Here is a 19,528-nt window from a genome sequence, read left to right as displayed (position 1 = left end):
AGGCTTACCAGCAACCGGCGGTGGCCGGCGCGCGCGTGCCGGCCTGATCGAGCGAGAGCGTGCCGCAGGTGGTGTCGCGTGCCGCCTGCGCGCCGATCGGCGTCGCCGTCAGGCTGTAGGTAGAAGGCTTCAGCGCCACCGCCGTCAACCGGTACTGGTAATCGGCGCTGGTGCGCAGGGCGCAATCCAGCGTCATCGCCGGCGTCGCACCGGAGAGCGGATTGGGCACCGCGGGAGTGCTGGTGTCCTCGTTGTAGCGCAGGTTGGTCGTGTAGTAGCGCTCCATGTAGTTGGCGTGCTCCGACAGGCAGGCCTGCGCTGCCACCCGCTTGGTCTTCACGATGTGCTTCGTGTACGAGGGCACGGCCACCGCTGCCAGGATCGCGATGATCGCCACCACGATCATCAGCTCCAGCAGGGTGAAACCGGCGCTGCATGCAGGGACCTTCCCATGGCCGGCGCCCCGCGCCCGCGTGCGTGGAAACCTCTTCATCGTTCGTTCCTCAATGGACAATCATCTCGCGCCAGGACACGCGCTTCGGTTCGTTGGTCGAGCTCGCGGTCTGGGTGCTGGACGTACTGCCGTTGTCGAAACTGGTCAGCATGGCGCTGCCGACGAAGATCGGATTGTTCGGCAGCGAACTGAAACCGATGCCCGCGGCCGGCTTGCCGTCGATAAAGTCGTTGTCGTCCACCTTGCCGTCGCCGTTGAGGTCGAAGAACGCCCGCGATGGATTGGTGCCGGAGAACGGATCGAGCGCCATGATCCAGCCGCGGCCCGACGGGTTGCAGGGGTCGCTGGCCTTGGGAATGCGTGTGGTGCCCAGCAGCAGGTTGCCCTGGAATTGATTGGGCGTGACCATGCGCTCGCCTTCGGCGCCGGCGACCGGCGACCTCAGGTCGACGTACCAGCCCGACTTGCCGCTCATAGCCGTATTCGCCGCGATGGCCTCGTCCAGCGTGGTGACGGCGCGCGCGTTGCCGGCTTCGGCGGTGATGGCGCGTTTCACCAGGTTGGCAGTGCGGGTCATGGCCGACGTCACCGCCAGCCCGCTGGTGCCCGATTGCACGATCAGGCCGTACCAGCTCTGCACGCTGGTATCGGTGAGGTCCGCGGCGTTCAAGTAGCGGCCCGTGCCGAAGAACACCCAGGTGTTACCGGTGCCCGGGTCCTTGCCGACCAGCATGCCCGCGGTAATCGGCTGCAGGTTGTTGCTGGCGTCCTTGGCGACGAAGATCTTCACCCCGGCGCTGTCAGGCGTGGCGGTAGCGCTGGTGCCTGCGCTGGTGTTGAGCTTGAACGACCATACATCGCCGTTCGCGTCGCCGGCGTAGGCCGCGGTGCTGATGCCGTTGCCGGAGGGATCCATCCATACCGCCGGCGCCGCCAGGCCGCTGGTGTCGGTGGTGACGTGCGCATGCAAGGTGCCGTCCACGATCTCGAATTGCAGCAGCGCCGACTTGCCGGCCGCACTGTTGTAGCCGTTGCCCATCAGCACTGACCAGCTGCCATTCGCGGTCTGCGCGATCACCGGCTTGCCGGTCATCTGGCCGATGAAGTTGCTGTTCGCCAACCCGTCGCCCGCCGAACGCTCCCACAGGAATTTCACGTTGTCCGGGTCGGTGACATCCAGCGCGTACACGGCCTTGGCCACGCCGCGCCCGGTGCTGCCCACCAACACCGTCTTCCAGCTCGCCGGGCTGCCGGTGTAGACGTCGGCCACGGTCAGCTCGCCATCGTTGAAGAAACCGTGCGCCACCGTGCCGCCGTAGTCCGGACTGGCCAGTGCGCTCACCCCGGCGGTGATCGTCGCACCGGGGAGATAGGCGAACTTCTCGACACCGGAGGTGGCATCGACACCGTGCAGCATGCCGTCGTTGGCGGCCACGTAGACCGTGCCGGCGCGCTTGCTCTGGCCGCTCGCGTATTTCGCGAACACCGTCGAGCCGCTGAAGCTTTCGGTATAGAACTGGTTCGCGTTGGGCGCGCCCACGTAGACCGGCTGCGAATTGACGATGTCGCCCACCGGCGTGTCGCGGTTGCGGAACACGCCGCCGTTGACGAGCTCCTGCGAGCTGTCGCCGCGCAGGTAGTTGACCAGGCCGGCACCGCTGAACACGGTTCCCGCCGGCAGCGGCACGGCCACCAGCGCGTTCTGCTGGTCCGTCGACAACGAGCCCCAGGCGAAATCCGCGTACTGGCTGCCCGCCGCGGCGCCGGGATTGAAGGTCTTGATGGTGCGGTTGGCTGCCGCGGGCAGCTTGCCCGACACCGTCCAGGTGGGACTGGCGGCAATCGTGCCGGTAGCGGAGTCCACCGCCAGCGACTTCAGGTCACCCTTCCATTTGGCCGTCCAATAGTTGGCTTGGTAGGCCACCGTACCGGTCTGCAGCTGGGTGGAATTGGCCGCCAGGCTGGCGCCGGTACCCACGCGCTCGGCGGCGCGCTTCAGCGCCTCCTTGAGGCCATTGGCGAAATCCCCGGGGCTCTTGGCCGAATAGAAACCACCGTGGCCGTTGACCGCGGCGTGCGCCAGGTCGGCGATGTTGTTGATCGAATCGCCGGCGGGTTTCGGCCAGCTGAATCCGCTGATCGCCTTGGTCGCGTCGCCCTGGCCCCAGGCAAAGATGCTGGCCATGCGGTCCGTGTCCAGTTTGGTGCCGGTGCCGTCCGTCGCGTCGAAGCCCAGGCCCAGGGTGAACGTGGTCATGTGCTGCCAGAAGGCGCGATCCGCGTCGTTGGTCGGCACCTCGTTGGCCATGTCCGGCCGCAGGTCGGTGGACCAGTACTTCATGGCCACGTCGGCCAAGGTATCCGAGTAGCTCGGATTAGGCGCGGTCACGGTCTTCTGGCAGGTGTGCTGGTCGGCGCTGAGGGTGCTGCCGGCCGGACAGGTCGGGGCCTGGTTGGTGTAGCCCGAGCGCGTGCACTGGTAGACGTTGCCGACTTTGGTGAGGCTGTATCTGCTCGGGCAGGACGGCGTGGAGGTGGTGGTGTAGGTGCTTACTGCCGAATCGGTATAGGGAAGTGCCGGCGTGTAGGTGTAGTGCTGATCGTTGGAGCCGTTGATCGTGCTGCCGGCACTGCCGTCCACGTCGCCCGCGCCGGAAAAGCTTTCGTTCCAGAAGCCATCCGTGGTCAGGATGGTGTAGGACTGGCGACAGGCAAGCTGCGTGTTGGCGGCCGCGGTGGTGTAGTCGGGATCGGAACTCATTCCCTTCCACGGCTGCGCGGTCTGGTAATAGGTGCCGACGGCATCGAGGGCGACGCGCAGCGGCGTGCTCGAGTTGGCCTTGCTGCTGCTGACCCATTTCCAGAAGTTGGCCTTCTGCGTACCTGAAGAGCCATCGCCGAAAGGGCTGACCTGCGCGATGACGTTGCCGTTCGTTCCATTCGCCCAGGTGGACGCCGGCAGGTTGCTGTCGTTGTTGTCGTTGATCGAGCCGAAGCCGATCCGGAAGGAGGGATCGATGGTCGAAAACGAACTCATCAGGCCGCTCTTGGCCATCAGGATGCGCGTGCGGTAGTACGAGAACCAGTTGGCCACGTTCTGCTGGGCCGCGGTGCTGTCGTCGCAAACCGCCTGCTGGGCAGACGTGAGGCTGGCGCAGCTTCCCGTTACGCCAACGTAGTTCTGGGTATTGGCCGTACCGGTCGTATAGGTGAAATAGTATTTATTCGTCGTATTCGTGCACTGGCTGCCGCTCTTGGTGTCGCCACTGTTGCAGCTGTAGGTTATCGAGGCCGTGGCATCGATGATCGAGCCCTTGTTGGGCGTGTTGGTTTTCTGGCACTGATTGACGCCGTACGCGGTATAGCCGCTTGGACACGAATAGGTGGTCGTCGATGTCGCCGCATAGTTGGTGACAATCGGGAACATCGTGTAGTACGGAAACCGGGACTGGTACGGACTCGCGTAGCGGGTCACGTCCGTGGCGCTGGTATCGAGAAAACCGTCCTTGTAGGCCGTCGTCAGTCCCGGCGAATTCGGATAGAACGTGCCATCGGCCTTGACCGGCGGCGCATAGCTCACGTTGCGGTTGTAATAGGTGCCGTTGACGTTGGCGTTGCGCACGGCATCGTTTGACGTACTGCTCAGATAGCTCCAGTCGGGCATGTAGTCCCAATCCATCGAACCCGAATCGTCCAGCATCAGCACGAGGTTGGGCGGCAGCGAGCGCTGGATGATCAGCGGCGACTGGTCGACGCTGACGCTGGCCGCCATCGCGGGGCCGATACCTGCGGCGCACACCAGCACGCTGGTGACGAGCAGCCTGGCCAGGAAGCCGGCGGCTTTGCTGCGCAAACGGGACACGATGTTCATGACGGCTCGCTCTGCTGGATGGAGCGTCATGGCATGACCATGCGCCCCAAGGGACTCGTTGGGAACGCCGGAAGTCAGCCCTGCTTGACCATGGCTTGCAGCACCACGATGGCGCGTCCCTCCACCAGGGAGGGATCGCCGCTGCGGGCGGTGATGCGGTAATACACGGCGGTGGTGGAGGTGCCCTGGGCGCCGTAGTTGTGTGCGTTGGCGCTCTGGCCGAAGCCCGTGCTGGTGCTGGGGTTGTACCAATTGCCCATGTTCTCGATGACGTATTGCGGCTGGCTGGCCGCCAGCGCGCCGGCATCGAACTGGCCGGTGCCGGTGCCGGTCACGACAGGAATGATCTTGCTTTGATCCAGGTTCGGATCCTCGAACGGATTGCTCTGGCAAAACACGCCGCCGGCCTGGCAGTTGCGGGCAATCTCGCCGGGGTTGCCGGCGATGCGGGCCATGGCGGCGCGCATCGCCGCCTCGGCACTCTGAAAGGCGATCTGCCGGTCGAACAGGTTGGCCGCCATCTTCTGCTGCATGATCGTGCCGCGCACCGCGGCAAGACCGACCAAGGTGATCACCACTAGCAGCAGCAGCGCCACCACCAGCGCCACGCCGCGCTGCCCCACGCGCCTTGGCATGGCGCGGCGGGCGAACCGGTGATACGAACGGACGGTCATGGCGCTGGACATGTCAATTCACCCGGTTGCGTACGGTGGTGGTGGCGGTGAAATCGCGCTGCAGTGGCTTGGCATCGGTGCCGGCATGCTGGTCGGCGCTTTCAAGCCACAGGCGTACCTGTACGGCATCGACCTGCGTCCAGTTGCCTACGCTGCTGGCGGCCACGAAACCGGTGCTGCCCGCCTGGTGGTAGGTGATGCTCATGTTGGTGACGCCGCTCACCAGTTCCTCAGAGGTAGGGGTGGGTATCCCGGCGTTGTTGACCAGACTGGAGCGGTACAGCGATCTGCCGCCGTCCGGGTTGTTGCCCACATACCAGTCGGCCGCACGCAGGCGGGTGATCTGCGCGTTCGTCGCAAACACGTAGCTGGCGGTGCTGCTGCACACGGTGGGGTAGTTCAGGTCGGTGGTGCAGTTGCCCGGCGAGCCGGTGGCGCCGGCATGGCCGAGGGTGCCGCCGCTCAGGCTGGTGAGCTGCACCAGCGCGGCGTGGTCGGGATCGCATACAACCATCACGTCGCCGACTTTCAGGTCGACCTTCAGATTGGAACCGGTTTCGTTGAGGGTGAAGGTGGCGGCCGGTTCGGCGTTCACCTGCATGCTCGCGCCCAGGCCATCGCCGCCCAGCAGCTGCAGCGAGTCCGTGCCGCCCACCCGGTTTCCCGCCGCGGTTCCGGTGGTCACCGCCGGATCGGTCTGGCTGCCGCCGTAACCCACCAGTGCATGGTTCCAGTCCGCCCACCAGGCGCTGCCGCCGGCGACCGGGCCGTTGTTGAGCACGTTCGCGACGCGGCCGTCGTTGCTGCAGCCGGTAAGCCCGGCGTCGCGGATGTCCCGCGCCATCATCTCGAAGGCGATGCGCGTGTTGTCCTGCACGTCGCCCAGCGCCTGGTTGGTGCGGTGCGCCTGCTGGTTGGCGAGGAACACGCTGGTGACGCCGGCGATCACGACCAGGCCCAGCACCATCGCCACCATCAGCTCGATCAAGGTGAAGCCGGCAAGCGGACGGCGCTTCATAGCATGGCCCTAGTGGCGACGGTCTGGACATTGCTGCCCCCGGTGCCGGCGCGGCTGTCGTCGAAGGTGATGGTGACGGTGCAGTCGGCGGTGACACCCGCATCCGAGCAGGCGATCTGCCCGGTGGTGGTGGCCGCCATGCCAAGGCCCTGGCCGAGCTGGGCACACCACTGGTTGAGCTGGTCGTTGATCAAGGACCCGGAGGCATCCGGGCAGGCGTTGGCCACGACCGCCGAATCGGCGCTGCGGTTGTAGCTGCCCGCCCTGGCTGCGGCGATGTCCAGGCGCATCGCGTCGAGGATCGAATAGCTGGCGATGGTGGCCAGGCTGCGCGCCATCGCGCTATTGGTGGTGGCGAGCGATCTTGCCTGCAGCGCCGCCACGCCCAGGAAGGCAATCGAAAGCACCAGCACGGCCACCAATACCTCGATCAAACCGACACCAGTCTGGTGGCTCCGGAAATGCACATGGCAGCGCGCCTGTCGCGCGGACGCGATCGAGTCGTTCATGACGAAGGGCAGTCTCCACTGGAGGTCGTGGTGGCGAGGATCGAGCCCGCCCGCATGGTGATCACGCGATGGTTGTCGCGGCTCATCTGGCTGGTGCAGATGTCCGCCACCACATCGCCGAAAGAAGTGGCATCGCCGGCCTTGCGCGCCTGTCCCTGCGCGCTGAAACGCAGTGCAGTCAGATTGCCGTTGATCTGGATGGGCGGGCCTAGGCTGGCTACACCGGCGAGAACCGGGTTCTCATCGACTGCGTTTCCGCGCATGGCCCGGACCGCACCGGCTTCCGTGCCGCAGGCGCCGCCGAGCCCGTCGTTGGTGTTGGCGCTGGCCGAATTGCTGCAGAACTGGGTGTTGGCGTTGCGCTTGACCGCCTCCATGCGCGCGACGTTGATCGCGTTGACCAGGTCGTTGGCGGCGGTATTGAGCCGGTTCGAAAGCGTGATGTTCTTGAAACTGGGCACCGCGATCATCAGCAGCACGGCCGCCACGGCCACGGTGATCATCAGCTCGACCAGGGTGAAGCCGCGCCGGGCGCACGGCCCCCACGCCTGCCCGCGGATGGCACGCCATCCGCGCGACCCGCCCGGCAGAATGCCCGATGGCTGCGACTGGACTTGCATGATCACTCCCCTGGACCGTAGATCGCAGGTTAGTGACGCAAGTTATTTCGTCAAGTATTTGCGGTGACGAACGGCAAGAACTTGCCGACAAGCGGCGAGCCGGCCCCGCAAAACCTGGCCGCTGTCACATATCCAGTCCAGCGCCCCCACAGCAAGCCACGACACGCTGCCGGGTCCGCACTCTCACGGCGCTTCCACCACCGCGGGTCCACGGTCCAGGCCGGCCCACGCCTCAACGAGGCGATGGCCCGAGCAGCGGTGCAACTACCTGTTCCAGCCGTTCGCGCGTCAACGCCGGCTGCTTGTCGTTCCAGCCGTCGTACACAAGCACGCCGTGGCGATCCACGACGAAGCTCACGGGCAGGTGCCAGATGCGCCCGTAGCCCTGGACGTGCGCATCGCCAAGCAGGCCCACCGCGAAGTGCAGGCCTGATGCGACCTGGCGTACCTGTGCCAGCGTATCGGGTGTGTCGAGGCTGAATCCGAGTACGACCAGGCCGTCGCTCATGTGCGCCCGGGCGTAGCGCGACAACAGCGGCAACTCTTCGCGGCATGGAACGCACCAGGTTGCCCAGAACGTGAGGATTACCGTCTTTCCGCGGAGGTCGTGCAGGGCGATGTGCTGCCCGTCCAGCGTGTCCAGCGTGATGTCGGGGGCGGGCTGGCCTACGCGGAGGTCGTTCGCGGACACGGGCGACATGCCGAGTACGCACAACAGGCAGGCGACGGCGACGCAGCGAAGAGGGGTCATGGAGAACAAGGCCATGGGGATCGTCCTGACATGGACATGCCTGCCTTGGCAGGCACGTCCAAACCAACGTTGCTTACAGTTGCATGCTCAGGCCAACCGTGCCCGTCCAGCGCGGGAACAATTGGTATCCCTGTAGATGGCTGTACACGGGCAGCTGCACGAAAGCATAGAACTGCAGGTTCCGGGTCAAGCTGGCGCTGATGCCGGGGCTGAGATAGACCACCGTGCCGGCCGTATCGGGCGTATCGGCGAAGGCGCCCTGGTCGGCGCTGCGATGGAACACGTTGACCTGCAGCTGCGGCACCCAGTCCGCATGGGCTTCGTAGCGCAGGCCGAAGCTGGCGGAAGCCAGATTGCCCGGCCGGAAGTTGGCGCCCGGTCTATCCATCTTCTCGCTTACTGCCGCCTGGAACTGCCCATTCACGAACATGTCGAAATTCTGGCTCACGGGCTGGAAGTAATAGGCGCCGACGATGAGGTCGGTGCTGCCCGTACCCGCCTGCAGGCTGCTGTCCAGCGACTGGCCGAGGCCCGGGCCCGAATGGAATGTCACGGGCTGACCGACGAACGCGCCATCGCCGGTCTGGCCGCCATAGTTCCCGGTGGGCAGCTTGACGCCGAACTGGATGCCGAAATTGTGCGTGGGCAGGAAGCCCTGGTAGCTGCCGATCACCTTGACGTCGCCGATGCCGGCCACATGGGCGCCGCTGATCTGGTCAGGCGCGCTCTCGCCGGGTGTGTACGGCGCCAGTTGTGTGCCGTAGGTGTCGTGGTCGCGGATGACATACGGCACGACGAGCGACACGCCCCAGTCGGCATTGAAGCGATACGTCGCGCCGATGTTGATATAGCGATTGGTGGTCCCCTTTTCGATCTCCCCGCCGCCCAGCGACGGATCGGAGGGCTGATCGACCACTTGTTCGGGCGACGCCTTGCTGCCGCCATGACGAAGCTGGCTCTGATCGATATAGGTGTAGTCGACGTTGATCCGCCAGCCGCTGGCGGTCGAATAGCCCGTGGCGGCATCCGTGCTCAACGTGCATCCGCACGTGGCACAGGCGTGGGCAAGCTGGGGCATGCAGGCTGCGGCAAGCAAGAATGCCGCACCAGGCGCTGCAGTATGCCGCGGCGAGCGACGCAGCGATGGCGTGCGAGACGATGATGATGTGTGGCGCATGAAGATCCGGCCTTGAAACGCGCGGCGAACGTCGTACGGTTCGCGCGCTGGAAATGGGCTTGCGTGCGCCGGCATCCGGGGCGCATGCGATGGCATGCGATGGTCGGTGCGCGACGACACGGGTGGAGATGAAAAGCATCGGCCCGACGCCGGATCGGCGCAGACGCATGCCAGAGAAGCTCAAGCCTGGTATGGAGGGCCGCGTGGTCGGGCCCAGAGGCGGGCCGGCGGTTCAAGCGATGGCACCTGATAGGCCGCTGCAACGGCTTCGCGCGGTGCTGCAGGCAACAGGTAAAGGATGGCGTGCGCAGCCAGCAGCGACTGCTGTCCGAGCAGCACGCAGTAGCCACAGCAATCCGTCGGACTCTTCTCACCGGGTTGCCTGGACGCATGGCCGGCATACGCCATGCCATGCGGACAAACTCCGCCCATCATGGCGTGCGTCACCGGTGTCGATGCCGGCAGGACACGCGATACCAGCGGCGCCACGAGCAGCAGCGCCATGGCCAGCCAGGCCAGCCAGGCCATGGGTTGTCGCTTGGCCTTACGTCGCAACACGCAATCGACCGGAAGAAGCGGAGAACAGGGCTGGCAATGTAGCACTTGCCTCTTGCCTGGCGACTGCATCGCTTTGTCGCATACACCTTTGCAAGCGGGTACAACGCGGGGCCGCCGTCGCCACAGATTGGCCACACAAACCGTGGCCCTCGTGGGATGCAAATAAAAACAGCGGCAGACGCTGATATGCGCATGCCGCTGTTTTTATTCGAAATATGGTGCCGGAAACAGGAGTCGAACCTGCGACCTACGCATTACGAATGCGCCGCTCTACCAACTGAGCTATTCCGGCGATGGCGAGCCGCGAAGTTTACGGGGCGGCCGGATGGGGCGCAAGCCGGATCAGTCCGCCGCCGGGCCGCTTTCCAGCACACGCAGCTCCTTCGGCAGGGCGAAGGTGATGGTTTCCGCCTCGCCGTCCAGTTCGTGCACCGCCCCAGCGCCCCAGGATTGCAGGCGGGCGATCACGTCGCGCACCAGTTTCTCGGGTGCGGAGGCGCCGGCGGTGAGGCCGATGCGGGCCACGCCTTCCAGCCACGCGCGATCGATGTGCTCGGCGCCGTCGATCAAGTAGGCGCGCACGCCCTGCTTCTCGGCCAGCTCGCGCAGGCGGTTGGAATTGGAGCTGTTGACCGAGCCGACCACCAGCATCAGGTCCACCGCGTCGGCCAGCCGGCGCACGGCGTCCTGGCGGTTCTGCGTGGCATAGCAGATGTCGTCCTTGCGCGGCCCCTCGATGTCGGAGAATTTCGCGCGCAGCGCGGCGATGATCGCCTTGGTGTCGTCCACCGACAGCGTGGTCTGGGTGACGTAGGACAGCAGATGCGGGAAGCGCGGTACCAGCTCCGCCACGTCATCCACCGACTCCACCAGCAGGATCTCGCCGCTGTTGGTGGCATTCCATTGGCCCATCGTGCCTTCCACCTCGGGGTGGCCGGCATGGCCGATCAGCACCACGCTGCGGCCGATGCGCCCCAGCCGCGCGACTTCCATATGCACCTTGGTGACCAGCGGGCAAGTGGCGTCGAAGACCTTGAGGTCGCGCTGCTCGGCCTCTTCGCGCACGGCCTTGGAGACGCCGTGGGCGCTGAAGATCACCGTGGCGCCGTCGGGCACCTCGTGCAGCTCCTCCACGAACACCGCGCCGTCGTGGCGCAGCTTGTCCACCACGTAGCGGTTGTGCACCACCTCGTGGCGCACGTAGATCGGCGCGCCATACGACTCCAGCGCCCGTTCGACGATGGCGATGGCGCGGTCGACGCCGGCGCAGAAACCACGGGGATTGGCGAGCAGGATATCCATGGACGAACCGGCGACAGGCAAGCGCGGATTATCGCACGCCGCCCTGCCCCTTGCCGCCGAACAGGCCGAACGCCACCAGCAGCACGGCCCCCACGGTGATGCCGCAATCGGCAAGATTGAACACCGGGTAGTGCCAATTGCCGAAATACACGTCGACGAAGTCAGTGACCTGGGCCGCGTGCAAACGGTCGATCAGGTTGCCAAGCGCGCCGCCGATGACCAGCGACAGCGGCAGCGCAGTGCGCCAGTCGCGCCGCAAGGTGCGCGAGAGCCACGCCACCAGCACCGCGCTGATGATCAGCGCCAGCGCCACGAAGAACCAGCGCTGCCAGCCGTTGCCCCAGGCGAGGAAGCTGAAGGCGGCGCCGGGATTGTAAGCCAGCGTCCAGTTCATGAAGCCCGGAATGACCGGGTGCGGCAGGCCCGCCGGCTGCAGCGCGGCCAGCGCCCACCACTTGCTGAGCTGGTCGAGGACGATGACGACGGCGGAAAGCAGCAGCCAGGGGAGCGCGTTGGGTTTGGTGGTCATGGATTCAGCCAGGGTCATCCGTTCATTGCCGTTCACCCTGAGCGTAGCGCAGCGAAGTCGAAGGGCCACGCACCACGCCCCTTCCACTTCGGCCCTGCGGGCCTACGCTCAGGGCGAACGGGATATTTTCAGGTCAGAACCAGCGCCGCGTCTCGCCCGGTCCTTCCACGTTGCTGACGCAACGCCCGCAGAGTTCCGGGTGGTCGGCGTGGTGGCCCACGTCGTCGCGGCGGTGCCAGCAGCGCACGCACTTGGCGGCCCCGCTGACGGTGGCCGAGACCCATACGTCGGCCCCTTCCAGCTCGGTGAGCACGGCGTCGTCCGGCTGGCCACCGGCCTTATCCAGGCGCACGTCGGAGGTGATGAAGAAGAAGCGCAGCTCGTTCAGCGCCGGTGTGTAGCGCGCCACCGTCGCCTCGTCGGCATGGATCGCCAGCTTCGCCTCCAGTGCGGCGCCGATCTGCTCGGCCTTGCGCATGCCTTCGAGCACGCGCGCGGCGCTGTCGCGGATCGCCAACAGGTCGGCCCACCAGCGCCGCTGCTCGGGCGAAGCCTGGGTGGCGGCCAGACCGTCGTACCAGGTCTCGAACAGCACGCTCTCGCTGCGCTGACCGGGCAGCGCCTGCCAGATCTCCTCGGTGGTGAAACCGAGTATAGGCGCCAGCCAGCGCACCAGCGCCTCGGCGATGCGGTACATCGCGCTCTGCGCGCTGCGCCGGCCGTGGCTGTCGGTGGGCATGGTGTACAGGCGGTCTTTGGTGATATCGAGATAGAGCGCGCCCATCTCGTTGGTGCAGAAGTTCTGCACGCGCGCCACCACCTCGGGGAAGTCGTAGCGCTCATAGGCGGCGACCACCGCCTGCTGCACGTCGTAGGCCTGCTGCACCGCCCATTGGTCGAGCGGCAGGCTGTCTTCCACCTTTACCAGGTGCTTCGCCGGATCGAAGCCGTCGAGGTTGCCGAGCAGGAAGCGCGCGGTGTTGCGCAGGCGGCGGTAGCCATCCGACACGCGCTTGAGGATCTCGTCGGAGACGCTCATCTCGTTGCGGTAGTCGGCCGAGGCCACCCACAGGCGCAGCACGTCGGCGCCCAGTGTGTCCATCACCTTCTGCGGCGCCACCACGTTGCCCAGCGACTTGGACATCTTGCGGCCCGAGGCGTCCACGGTGAAGCCGTGGGTGAGCACGTCGTCGTAGGGCGCGCGGCCGTGGATCGCCGCCGAGGTGAGCAGCGAGGACTGGAACCAGCCGCGGTGCTGGTCGGAGCCTTCGAGGTACATCACCTTGTACTGCGACGCACTGCCCTGCTGCAGCTCGGGACGCTGGCCGATCACGCCGAAGTGGGTGACGCCGGAGTCGAACCACACGTCGAGCACGTCGGTGACCTTGTCGTAGTCCTTCGCCTGGTCGCCCAGCAGCTCGGCCGGATCGAGGTCGTACCACGCGTCGATGCCGCCCTGCTCCATGCGCTTGGCCACTTGTTCCATCAGCGCCACGGAATCGGGATGCGGCTCCTGCGTCGCCTTGTGCACGAACAGCGCGATCGGCACGCCCCAGGTGCGTTGGCGGCTGATGCACCAGTCCGGGCGACCGGCCACCATGCCGGCGATGCGCTCCTCGCCCCAGCCCGGCACCCAGCGCACGTCCTTGATCGACTTCATCGCGGTGGCACGCAGGCCAGCCTGCTCCATGCCGATGAACCACTGCGGCGTAGCGCGGAAGATCACCGGCGTCTTGTGGCGCCAGCAGTTCGGGTAGCTGTGTTCGATCTTCGCGTGCGCCAGCAGCACGCCGCGCGTGCGCAGCAGCTCGACGATGGCGTCGTTGGCCTTCCACACGTGCATGCCGGCCAGGTCGAGTTCGCCGGCCTTGGGCGTGTCGTCGCGGTAGGTGCCGCGCGCGCCGATGTAGTTGAGCAGGCCGATGCCGTTCTCACGGCCGACCACGAAGTCCTCGACGCCGTGGTCGGGCGAGGTGTGCACCGCGCCGGTACCGTCCTCGGCGCTGACGTGCTCGCCGAGGATGACCGGCACGACGCGGTCGTAGAACGGGCGGTGCAGCTTCACGCCATTGAGCGTGGCGCCAACGGCGTGGCCCAACACCCTCCCCTCTCCCTTCGGGAGAGGGGTTGGGGGTGAGGGTTCGGCGGAGCCGGAATGCTGCGCTCCGCCCGTACCCTCTCCCGCCCTTCGGGCACCCTCTCCCGGAGGGAGAGGGGAATAGCGGGCCAGCGCCTTGTCGACCAGCGCAGCGGCGATCACCAGCAGCACGCGCCTGCCGCCGCGCGCGGGGCCTTCGACCAGGGCGTATTCGAGTTCCGCACCCAACGACACCGCCTGGCTTTCCGGCAGCGTCCAGGGCGTGGTGGTCCAGATCGGCACGGCGACGATGGCGTCGCCCGCATCCACGCCGAACGCCGCGGCCAGCGCTGTGGGATCGACCGCGTCATAGGCCACGTCCACTGCCGGCGAGACCTTGTCGCCGTATTCGATTTCCGCCTCGGCCAGCGCCGAACCGCAGTCGAAGCACCAGTACACCGGCTTGGCGCCGCGCACCACGTGGCCGTTGGCGACGATGCGCGACAAGGCACGCACCATGTCGGCCTCGTACTTGAAGTCCATCGTGCGGTACGGGTTTTCCCAGTCGCCCAGCACCCCCAGGCGCTTGAAGCCGGCGCGCTGGGTGTCGATCTGTTCGGCGGCGTATTCGCGGCACTTCTGGCGGAATGCGCGCGCGTCGAGCTTCTCGCCCGGCTTGCCGTGCTGCTTCTCCACCGCGATCTCGATCGGCAGGCCGTGGCAGTCCCAGCCCGGCACGTAGGGTGCGCGATGCCCGGCCAGCAGCTTAGAGCGCACCACCATGTCCTTGAGGATCTTGTTGACCGCGTGGCCGATGTGGATCGCGCCGTTCGCGTAAGGCGGGCCGTCGTGCAGCACGAAGGCCTTGTCGCGGCCGGCGGTCCTGGCCTGGATCTGCGCATAGCGCCCGACCTGCTCCCACTCGGCCAGCCAGCCCGGCTCGCGCTTGGGCAGGTCGCCGCGCATCGGGAAATCCGTCTGCGGCAGGTTGATGGTGCTCTTGTAATCCTGGGTCATCGCTTCGGGTGCCTCTTCAGTCCCGCCCCGATGCCGCCCGGCCCGGAGCGCTGTTGTACCGCCCACCGCGCGCGGCGGCAGGCGCACGCGCTGCGGGCGGATGCCTTCAAATAATAATGACGACCGCCGCGGCCGCGTTCACGCGGCTGCCGGCGGTGTAGCTCGGATTGGACTTGTCGCGGGTGCTCATGCGCGGGCCAGTACCGGATTCATACCCAGGATTTCCCGGGCCGAGCGCGCATCATGATCCATCTGCGCCTTGAGTGCATCCAGATCGTCGAATTTCTGCTCGTCGCGCAGTTTGGCGACGAACTCCACCGCCATGCGTCGGCCGTAGAGGTCGCCCTCGAAATCGAACAGGTGGGCCTCCAGCAGCGGCTCGCTGACCTGGTTCACCGTGGGGCGCACGCCCAGGCTGGCCACGCCCGGCCAGCTGCATTCGCTCTCGCCCAGGCCCACGCGCACCGCGAAGATGCCGCCCACCGGGCTGACCCGCTCGCGCAGGTGGATGTTGGCGGTGGGGAAACCCAGCGTGCGGCCCAGCTGGTTGCCGTACTCGACCTTGCCTTCGATCACGAACGGACGGCCGAGCAACGCGGCGGCACCGGCGAACTCGCCGGCGCCCAGCAATTGGCGCACGCGGCTGGCGGAGACGCGCGCGCCTTCCAGCAGGATCGACGGCATCACGCAGCCGGCGAATCCGGCCTTCTCGCCCAGCTGGCGCAACAAGGCCACATCGCCGCTTCGCTGGTGGCCGAAGCGGAAATCCGCGCCCACCCAGACTTCTTTGGCAGCCAGGCGCTCGACCAATACGCGCTGCACGAAGTCCCCGGCCGACATCGCGGCCAGTTCGGCGTTGAAGCGCAACATGTGCACCTGCTCGAAACCCGCTGCCGCAAACCCCAGCAGCTTTTCACGCACGCTGGAAAGGCGGGGCAGCGGCTCGGATGAGAAATAGGTCCGCGGCAGCGGCTCGAACGTCACCACCGCCGCTGCACAACCCAGCGACCGCGCACGGCGCTGCACTTGCGCAAACAAGGCCTGGTGACCCCGATGCAAGCCGTCGAACGCACCGACGGCCACCACGCTGCCCTGGGGCGCCAGGCAAGGGCCTGCGATATCGCGGGAAAGTTTCGTCATCGCGGCAGTATATCGGGCCGCCCCCAGTCACGCCGCGGATGGCATCCAGGCTTTTGCAAAAAGTGCCATCACACCGCCCGCAGATCCCGCATCCGCAAACCCGTTGCGAACAATGTCGCCACGTACGCCGCGCCGCCCGCGGCCACCAGCACGGCAAGGCGCCAGACCCGGGTGAAGGTGGCTACGTGGTCCCAGTCCGGCCAGAGCCAGCGGCCCGCCGCCAGCACCAGCACCATCGCGGCACACGCCAGCGTCAGCCGCGTCCAGTGGCGCAGCCAGCCCGGCTGGCGCCGGTACACGCCGGCGCGCTTCAGCCAGTACCACAGCAGCACGAAGTTGAGGTAGCTGGACAGCGAGCTGGCAATGCCCAGCGCCAGATGCAGGCCCGGCACCTGCGCGATGCCTGCCAGCCAACTGTCCTGGCGCACGGCGGCCGGCGCCCACAGCTCGAACAGCAGCGCGATGAACAGGAAGTTGCCCAGCATGTTCACCACCAGCGCCGCCACGCCGGCGCGTACCGGGGTCCGGGTGTCCTGGCGCGAATAGAACGCGGGCAGCAGCACCTTCACCAGCGCGAAAGCCGGCAGGCCGCAGCTCAAGGCCAGGATCGATAGCGTGGACATGCGCGTGTCGAACGCATTGAAGCGGCCATGCTGGAACAGCGTCGCCACGATCGGTTCGGACAGCAGCAGCAGCGCGCACATCGCCGGCACCGAGATCAGCAAGGTGAGCCGCAGGCCCCAATCCAGCGCCCGCGAGAACCCCTCGCGGTCCGTGTTCACGTGATGGCGCGACAGCGAAGGCAACACCACCGCGCCCAGCGCCACGCCGAACACGCCCAGCGGCAACTCGAGGAAACGGGTGGACAGCGACAGCCAGCTCTGCGAACCGGTGACCAGCAACGAGGCGATCACCGTGTCCAACAGCAGGTTGATCTGCGCCACCGAAGAGCCGAACAAGGTGGGCACCATCAGCTTAAGGATGCGTTTGACCTCGGGATGGCTCCAGCCCCAGCGCGGCCACACCAGCAGGTCCAGCTTGCGCAGCGACGGCAACAGGAACAGCAACTGCAGCACGCCGGCCGCCAGCACCGCCCAGCCCATCGCCATGATCGGCACCGCCAGCCGCTTCGACAGCCACAGCGCGCCCACGATCATGCAGATGTTGAGGATCACCGGCGCCAGCGCCGGCAACGCAAAACGATGGAAGCTGTTGAGCACGCCCGCCGCCAGCGCAGTCAGCGAGACGAAGAACAGGAACGGAAACGTCAATCGCAACAAGTCGATGGTGAGGTCGAACTTGTGCGGCTGATCCAGCGCGCCCGGCTCGAACATCGTCGCCACCTGCGGCGCGAAAATCAGCCCCAGCGCGGTCACCAGCAGCACCACCGCCCCCAGCGTGCCGGAGACGCGCGCCATCAGCTGCCGCAGGTCTTCGTGCGTGCCCTTCTCCTTCACCTCGGTGAACACCGGCACGAAGGCGGTGGAGAACGAGCCCTCGGCGAACAGCCGGCGCATGAAGTTGGGGATACGGAATGCGACCCAGAACGCGTCGGTGACGGCGTTGGCACCGAACACCACGTTCAGCGACATGTCCCGGATCAAGCCGAGCACGCGCGATACCATCGTCATGCTGCTGAACGAGAGCAGCCCGCGGAACATGCTGGGAGACTTCATCCGGTAGGGAATCCTGGATCGAGCGGGCGAATGGGCGCACAGTCTGCCAGCCGGCGCGGGCAAGATCACCGCCGGATCATGACCGAACGCGGGCAATGCCTCGCCTGCTGTCATCTAAATGCTTGACGCATGGGCGAATCGACCGCATAATTCGCCTCTTTCTCCAACCTGCAACCCGCGATTCGGGAGTTTTACCTTGGCCAACATCAAGTCCGCGAAGAAGCGTGCGCGCCAGTCCGAGCAGCGCCGCCTGCGCAATATCAGCGCCCGTTCCATGGTGCGCACCGCGCTGAAGAAGGTCGTCAAGGCCATCGAGGCCAAGGACAAGGCAGCCGCTGTCGAAGCCTTCGCCGCCGCCCAGCCGGTGATGGACCGCTACGCCTCGCGTGGCCTGATCCATAAGAACAAGGCCGCTCGTCACAAGAGCCGCCTGAACGCGAAGATCCACGAACTGGCGTAAGCCGCTCGCATCGCGTGTGACGAAAAAGCCGGCCTTGGCCGGCTTTTTTGCGCTCGTCTCCCCTCCCCCGCTTTGCGGGGGAGGGGTCGGGGGAGAGGGCAAACCAGATCGCCTCAGCCTCGACGCAGGCCCGCCCCTCTCCCCCTGCCCCTCTCCCGCAGGCGGGAGAGGGGAGCAAAACGTTCATCGGCAGGCGTCGATCGCCTGCGCCAGCCGCTCCACCCCCACCACCTCCAGTTCGCCCACGCGGCCGGACTTCGGCGCGTTCGACTTCGGCACGATGGCGCGGCGGAAGCCGTGGTGCGCGGCCTCCTTCAGGCGCTCCTCGCCGTTCGGCACCGGGCGGATCTCGCCAGACAAGCCCACCTCGCCGAAGGCGATGGTCTTCTCCGGCAGCGACCGGTCGCGCAGCGAGGACAGCACCGCCAGCAACGCGGGCAGGTCCGCCGCCGTTTCCTGCACGCGGATGCCGCCCACCACGTTGATGAACACGTCCTGGTCGTAGGCGGCCACGCCGCCGTGCCGGTGCAGCACGGCCAGCAGCATCGCCAGGCGGTTCTGCTCCAGGCCCAGCGCCACGCGGCGCGGATTGCCCAGGCTGGACTGGTCCACCAGCGCCTGCACCTCGACCAGCAGCGGCCGGGTGCCCTCGCGGGTCACCATCACCGCGCTGCCCGGGGTTGGCCCCGCGTGCGCGGAAAGGAAGATCGCGGAAGGATTGGGTACTTCGCGCAGGCCCTTGTCGCCCATCGCGAACACACCCAGCTCGTTGACCGCACCGAAGCGGTTCTTGAAGGCGCGCAGCACGCGGAAGCGGCTGCCAGATTCGCCCTCGAAATACAGTACCGCGTCCACCATGTGCTCCAGCACGCGGGGACCGGCGATGCCGCCTTCCTTGGTGACGTGGCCGACCAGAAACACGCTGGTGCCGGTTTCCTTGGCGAAGCGCGTGAGCCGCGCCGCCGATTCGCGCACCTGCGACACCGAACCCGGCGCCGCGGTGAGCAGCTCGGTCCAGATCGTCTGGATCGAATCGATCACCAGCACGCGCGGCTTCTCCGCCGCCGCCTGTTCGAGGATGCGCTCGATGCAGGTCTCAGCCAACGCCTGCAGGGGCGCCAGCGGCAGGCCAAGGCGCTGCGCGCGTGCGGCCACCTGCGCCAGCGATTCCTCGCCGGTGACATAGACGCTGGGCAGCTGCGCACCCAGCGTGCCCAGCATCTGCAGCAGCAAGGTGGACTTACCGATACCCGGGTCGCCGCCGACCAGCACCACCGAGCCCTCGACCAGGCCGCCGCCCAGCACGCGGTCCAGCTCGCCGATGCCGGTGAGCGTGCGCGCCTCGGCGGTCAGCGCGACCTCCGTCAGCGGCATGACCTTGCTGGCGCCCGCCGCCTTGCCCGCATAACCGCCGCGCGCCGCGCCAACCGACTTCACCGCCGGCTGCAGCACGATCTCGGAAAGCGTGTTCCACGCCCCGCACTCCACGCACGAGCCCTGCCACTTCGGGTGTTCGGCACCGCAGTCGGTGCAGACGTAGGCGGTCTTGGCCTTGGCCATCGAGAGTTCCGCTCCTTGTGAATAGTGCGGCCAAGGATGGCTGCTTTTTGATCTTCGCGCTCATGGACGAGCGCAAAGGCGATGCGGGCAAGCTTAGCCGCCAGCCATCGCAGGGAGCGAGACGCAACCGTCGCG

General features: G+C 66.7%; 16 protein-coding genes and 1 tRNA gene. 1 reads left to right on the top strand and 16 read right to left on the bottom strand.

Features of this window, described 5'->3' with window-relative positions:
- Positions 1-4 precede the first annotated feature (4 nt).
- The 15 genes from ISP14_RS09645 to murJ form a co-directional block, all read right to left on the bottom strand.
- On the bottom strand, positions 5-493 hold the full coding sequence (locus ISP14_RS09645) for a type IV pilin protein (protein WP_404538757.1): 489 nt from the start codon (positions 491-493) through the stop codon (positions 5-7).
- Positions 494-503: 10 nt separating this feature from the next.
- Positions 504-4,325 carry a pilus assembly protein gene (locus ISP14_RS09640; protein WP_404538754.1) on the bottom strand — a complete coding sequence of 1,274 codons (3,822 nt, stop codon included), beginning with the start codon at positions 4,323-4,325 and terminating at the stop codon, positions 504-506.
- Between the two features lie 74 nt (positions 4,326-4,399).
- Positions 4,400-5,011, bottom strand: coding sequence for a pilus assembly PilX family protein (locus ISP14_RS09635; RefSeq protein ID WP_404538751.1), 612 nt, complete (start codon positions 5,009-5,011; stop codon positions 4,400-4,402).
- Between the two features lies 1 nt (position 5,012).
- Complete coding sequence (locus tag ISP14_RS09630) at positions 5,013-6,017, bottom strand: prepilin-type N-terminal cleavage/methylation domain-containing protein (RefSeq protein ID WP_404538748.1); 1,005 nt, start codon at positions 6,015-6,017, stop codon at positions 5,013-5,015.
- Positions 6,014-6,526, bottom strand: a complete 513-nt coding sequence (gene pilV / locus ISP14_RS09625) for a type IV pilus modification protein PilV (protein ID WP_404538745.1) — start codon at positions 6,524-6,526, stop codon at positions 6,014-6,016. Before pilV ends, ISP14_RS09630 begins: the two co-directional genes overlap by 4 nt.
- Entirely contained in the window at positions 6,523-7,146 is a 624-nt protein-coding gene (locus ISP14_RS09620) for a GspH/FimT family pseudopilin (protein WP_404538743.1), read from the bottom strand. Before ISP14_RS09620 ends, pilV begins: the two co-directional genes overlap by 4 nt.
- Positions 7,147-7,378: 232 nt before the next feature.
- Positions 7,379-7,912 (bottom strand): peroxiredoxin family protein, encoded by a 534-nt coding sequence (locus tag ISP14_RS09615; RefSeq protein ID WP_404538740.1) that lies wholly within the window; start codon positions 7,910-7,912, stop codon positions 7,379-7,381.
- Positions 7,913-7,970: 58 nt separating this feature from the next.
- Complete coding sequence (locus tag ISP14_RS09610; protein WP_404538735.1) at positions 7,971-8,933, bottom strand: transporter; 963 nt, start codon at positions 8,931-8,933, stop codon at positions 7,971-7,973.
- A 321-nt stretch (positions 8,934-9,254) separates the two neighbouring features.
- Positions 9,255-9,602 carry a DUF2946 family protein gene (locus tag ISP14_RS09605; RefSeq protein WP_404538731.1) on the bottom strand — a complete coding sequence of 116 codons (348 nt, stop codon included), beginning with the start codon at positions 9,600-9,602 and terminating at the stop codon, positions 9,255-9,257.
- 246 nt (positions 9,603-9,848) lie between these two features.
- Positions 9,849-9,924 (bottom strand) — tRNA-Thr (locus ISP14_RS09600).
- 50 nt (positions 9,925-9,974) lie between these two features.
- Complete coding sequence (ispH, locus tag ISP14_RS09595) at positions 9,975-10,934, bottom strand: 4-hydroxy-3-methylbut-2-enyl diphosphate reductase (protein WP_404538729.1); 960 nt, start codon at positions 10,932-10,934, stop codon at positions 9,975-9,977.
- Between the two features lie 28 nt (positions 10,935-10,962).
- Complete coding sequence (lspA, locus tag ISP14_RS09590) at positions 10,963-11,463, bottom strand: signal peptidase II (protein WP_404538726.1); 501 nt, start codon at positions 11,461-11,463, stop codon at positions 10,963-10,965.
- 133 nt (positions 11,464-11,596) lie between these two features.
- Positions 11,597-14,557 (bottom strand): isoleucine--tRNA ligase, encoded by a 2,961-nt coding sequence (locus ISP14_RS09585; protein WP_404538723.1) that lies wholly within the window; start codon positions 14,555-14,557, stop codon positions 11,597-11,599.
- Between the two features lie 186 nt (positions 14,558-14,743).
- Positions 14,744-15,697 carry a bifunctional riboflavin kinase/FAD synthetase gene (locus tag ISP14_RS09580; protein WP_404538720.1) on the bottom strand — a complete coding sequence of 318 codons (954 nt, stop codon included), beginning with the start codon at positions 15,695-15,697 and terminating at the stop codon, positions 14,744-14,746.
- Positions 15,698-15,765: 68 nt separating this feature from the next.
- Positions 15,766-17,373, bottom strand: a complete 1,608-nt coding sequence (gene murJ, locus ISP14_RS09575) for a murein biosynthesis integral membrane protein MurJ (protein ID WP_404538718.1) — start codon at positions 17,371-17,373, stop codon at positions 15,766-15,768.
- A 196-nt stretch (positions 17,374-17,569) separates the two neighbouring features.
- Between murJ and rpsT the strand changes: the two genes are divergently transcribed.
- Positions 17,570-17,833, top strand: coding sequence for a 30S ribosomal protein S20 (rpsT, locus tag ISP14_RS09570; RefSeq protein ID WP_192105491.1), 264 nt, complete (start codon positions 17,570-17,572; stop codon positions 17,831-17,833).
- Positions 17,834-18,016: 183 nt separating this feature from the next.
- On the opposite strand, the gene radA is transcribed toward rpsT, so the two are convergent.
- Positions 18,017-19,393, bottom strand: coding sequence for a DNA repair protein RadA (gene radA / locus ISP14_RS09565; RefSeq protein ID WP_404538714.1), 1,377 nt, complete (start codon positions 19,391-19,393; stop codon positions 18,017-18,019).
- Positions 19,394-19,528: the final 135 nt, after the last annotated feature.

The sequence above is a fragment of the Dyella agri genome (assembly GCF_044904705.1).
Taxonomy (GTDB): domain Bacteria; phylum Pseudomonadota; class Gammaproteobacteria; order Xanthomonadales; family Rhodanobacteraceae; genus Rhodanobacter_A; species Rhodanobacter_A agri.
Note: the sequence above shows the minus strand (reverse complement) of the source record. Positions and strands in the feature narration are given on the sequence as shown.

Bases quoted from the DNA above. Each gene is read 5' to 3' on its own strand.
- ISP14_RS09645 (WP_404538757.1), bottom strand. From the start codon at position 493: ATGAAGAGGTTTCCACGCACGCGGGCGCGGGGCGCCGGCCATGGGAAG.
- ISP14_RS09640 (WP_404538754.1), bottom strand. From the start codon at position 4,325: ATGAACATCGTGTCCCGTTTGCGCAGCAAAGCCGCCGGCTTCCTGGCC.
- ISP14_RS09635 (WP_404538751.1), bottom strand. From the start codon at position 5,011: ATGTCCAGCGCCATGACCGTCCGTTCGTATCACCGGTTCGCCCGCCGC.
- ISP14_RS09630 (WP_404538748.1), bottom strand. From the start codon at position 6,017: ATGAAGCGCCGTCCGCTTGCCGGCTTCACCTTGATCGAGCTGATGGTG.
- pilV (WP_404538745.1), bottom strand. From the start codon at position 6,526: ATGAACGACTCGATCGCGTCCGCGCGACAGGCGCGCTGCCATGTGCAT.
- ISP14_RS09620 (WP_404538743.1), bottom strand. From the start codon at position 7,146: ATGCAAGTCCAGTCGCAGCCATCGGGCATTCTGCCGGGCGGGTCGCGC.
- ISP14_RS09615 (WP_404538740.1), bottom strand. From the start codon at position 7,912: ATGGCCTTGTTCTCCATGACCCCTCTTCGCTGCGTCGCCGTCGCCTGC.
- ISP14_RS09605 (WP_404538731.1), bottom strand. From the start codon at position 9,602: ATGGCCTGGCTGGCCTGGCTGGCCATGGCGCTGCTGCTCGTGGCGCCG.
- ispH (WP_404538729.1), bottom strand. From the start codon at position 10,934: ATGGATATCCTGCTCGCCAATCCCCGTGGTTTCTGCGCCGGCGTCGAC.
- lspA (WP_404538726.1), bottom strand. From the start codon at position 11,463: ATGACCACCAAACCCAACGCGCTCCCCTGGCTGCTGCTTTCCGCCGTC.
- ISP14_RS09585 (WP_404538723.1), bottom strand. From the start codon at position 14,557: ATGACCCAGGATTACAAGAGCACCATCAACCTGCCGCAGACGGATTTC.
- ISP14_RS09580 (WP_404538720.1), bottom strand. From the start codon at position 15,697: ATGACGAAACTTTCCCGCGATATCGCAGGCCCTTGCCTGGCGCCCCAG.
- murJ (WP_404538718.1), bottom strand. From the start codon at position 17,373: ATGAAGTCTCCCAGCATGTTCCGCGGGCTGCTCTCGTTCAGCAGCATG.
- radA (WP_404538714.1), bottom strand. From the start codon at position 19,393: ATGGCCAAGGCCAAGACCGCCTACGTCTGCACCGACTGCGGTGCCGAA.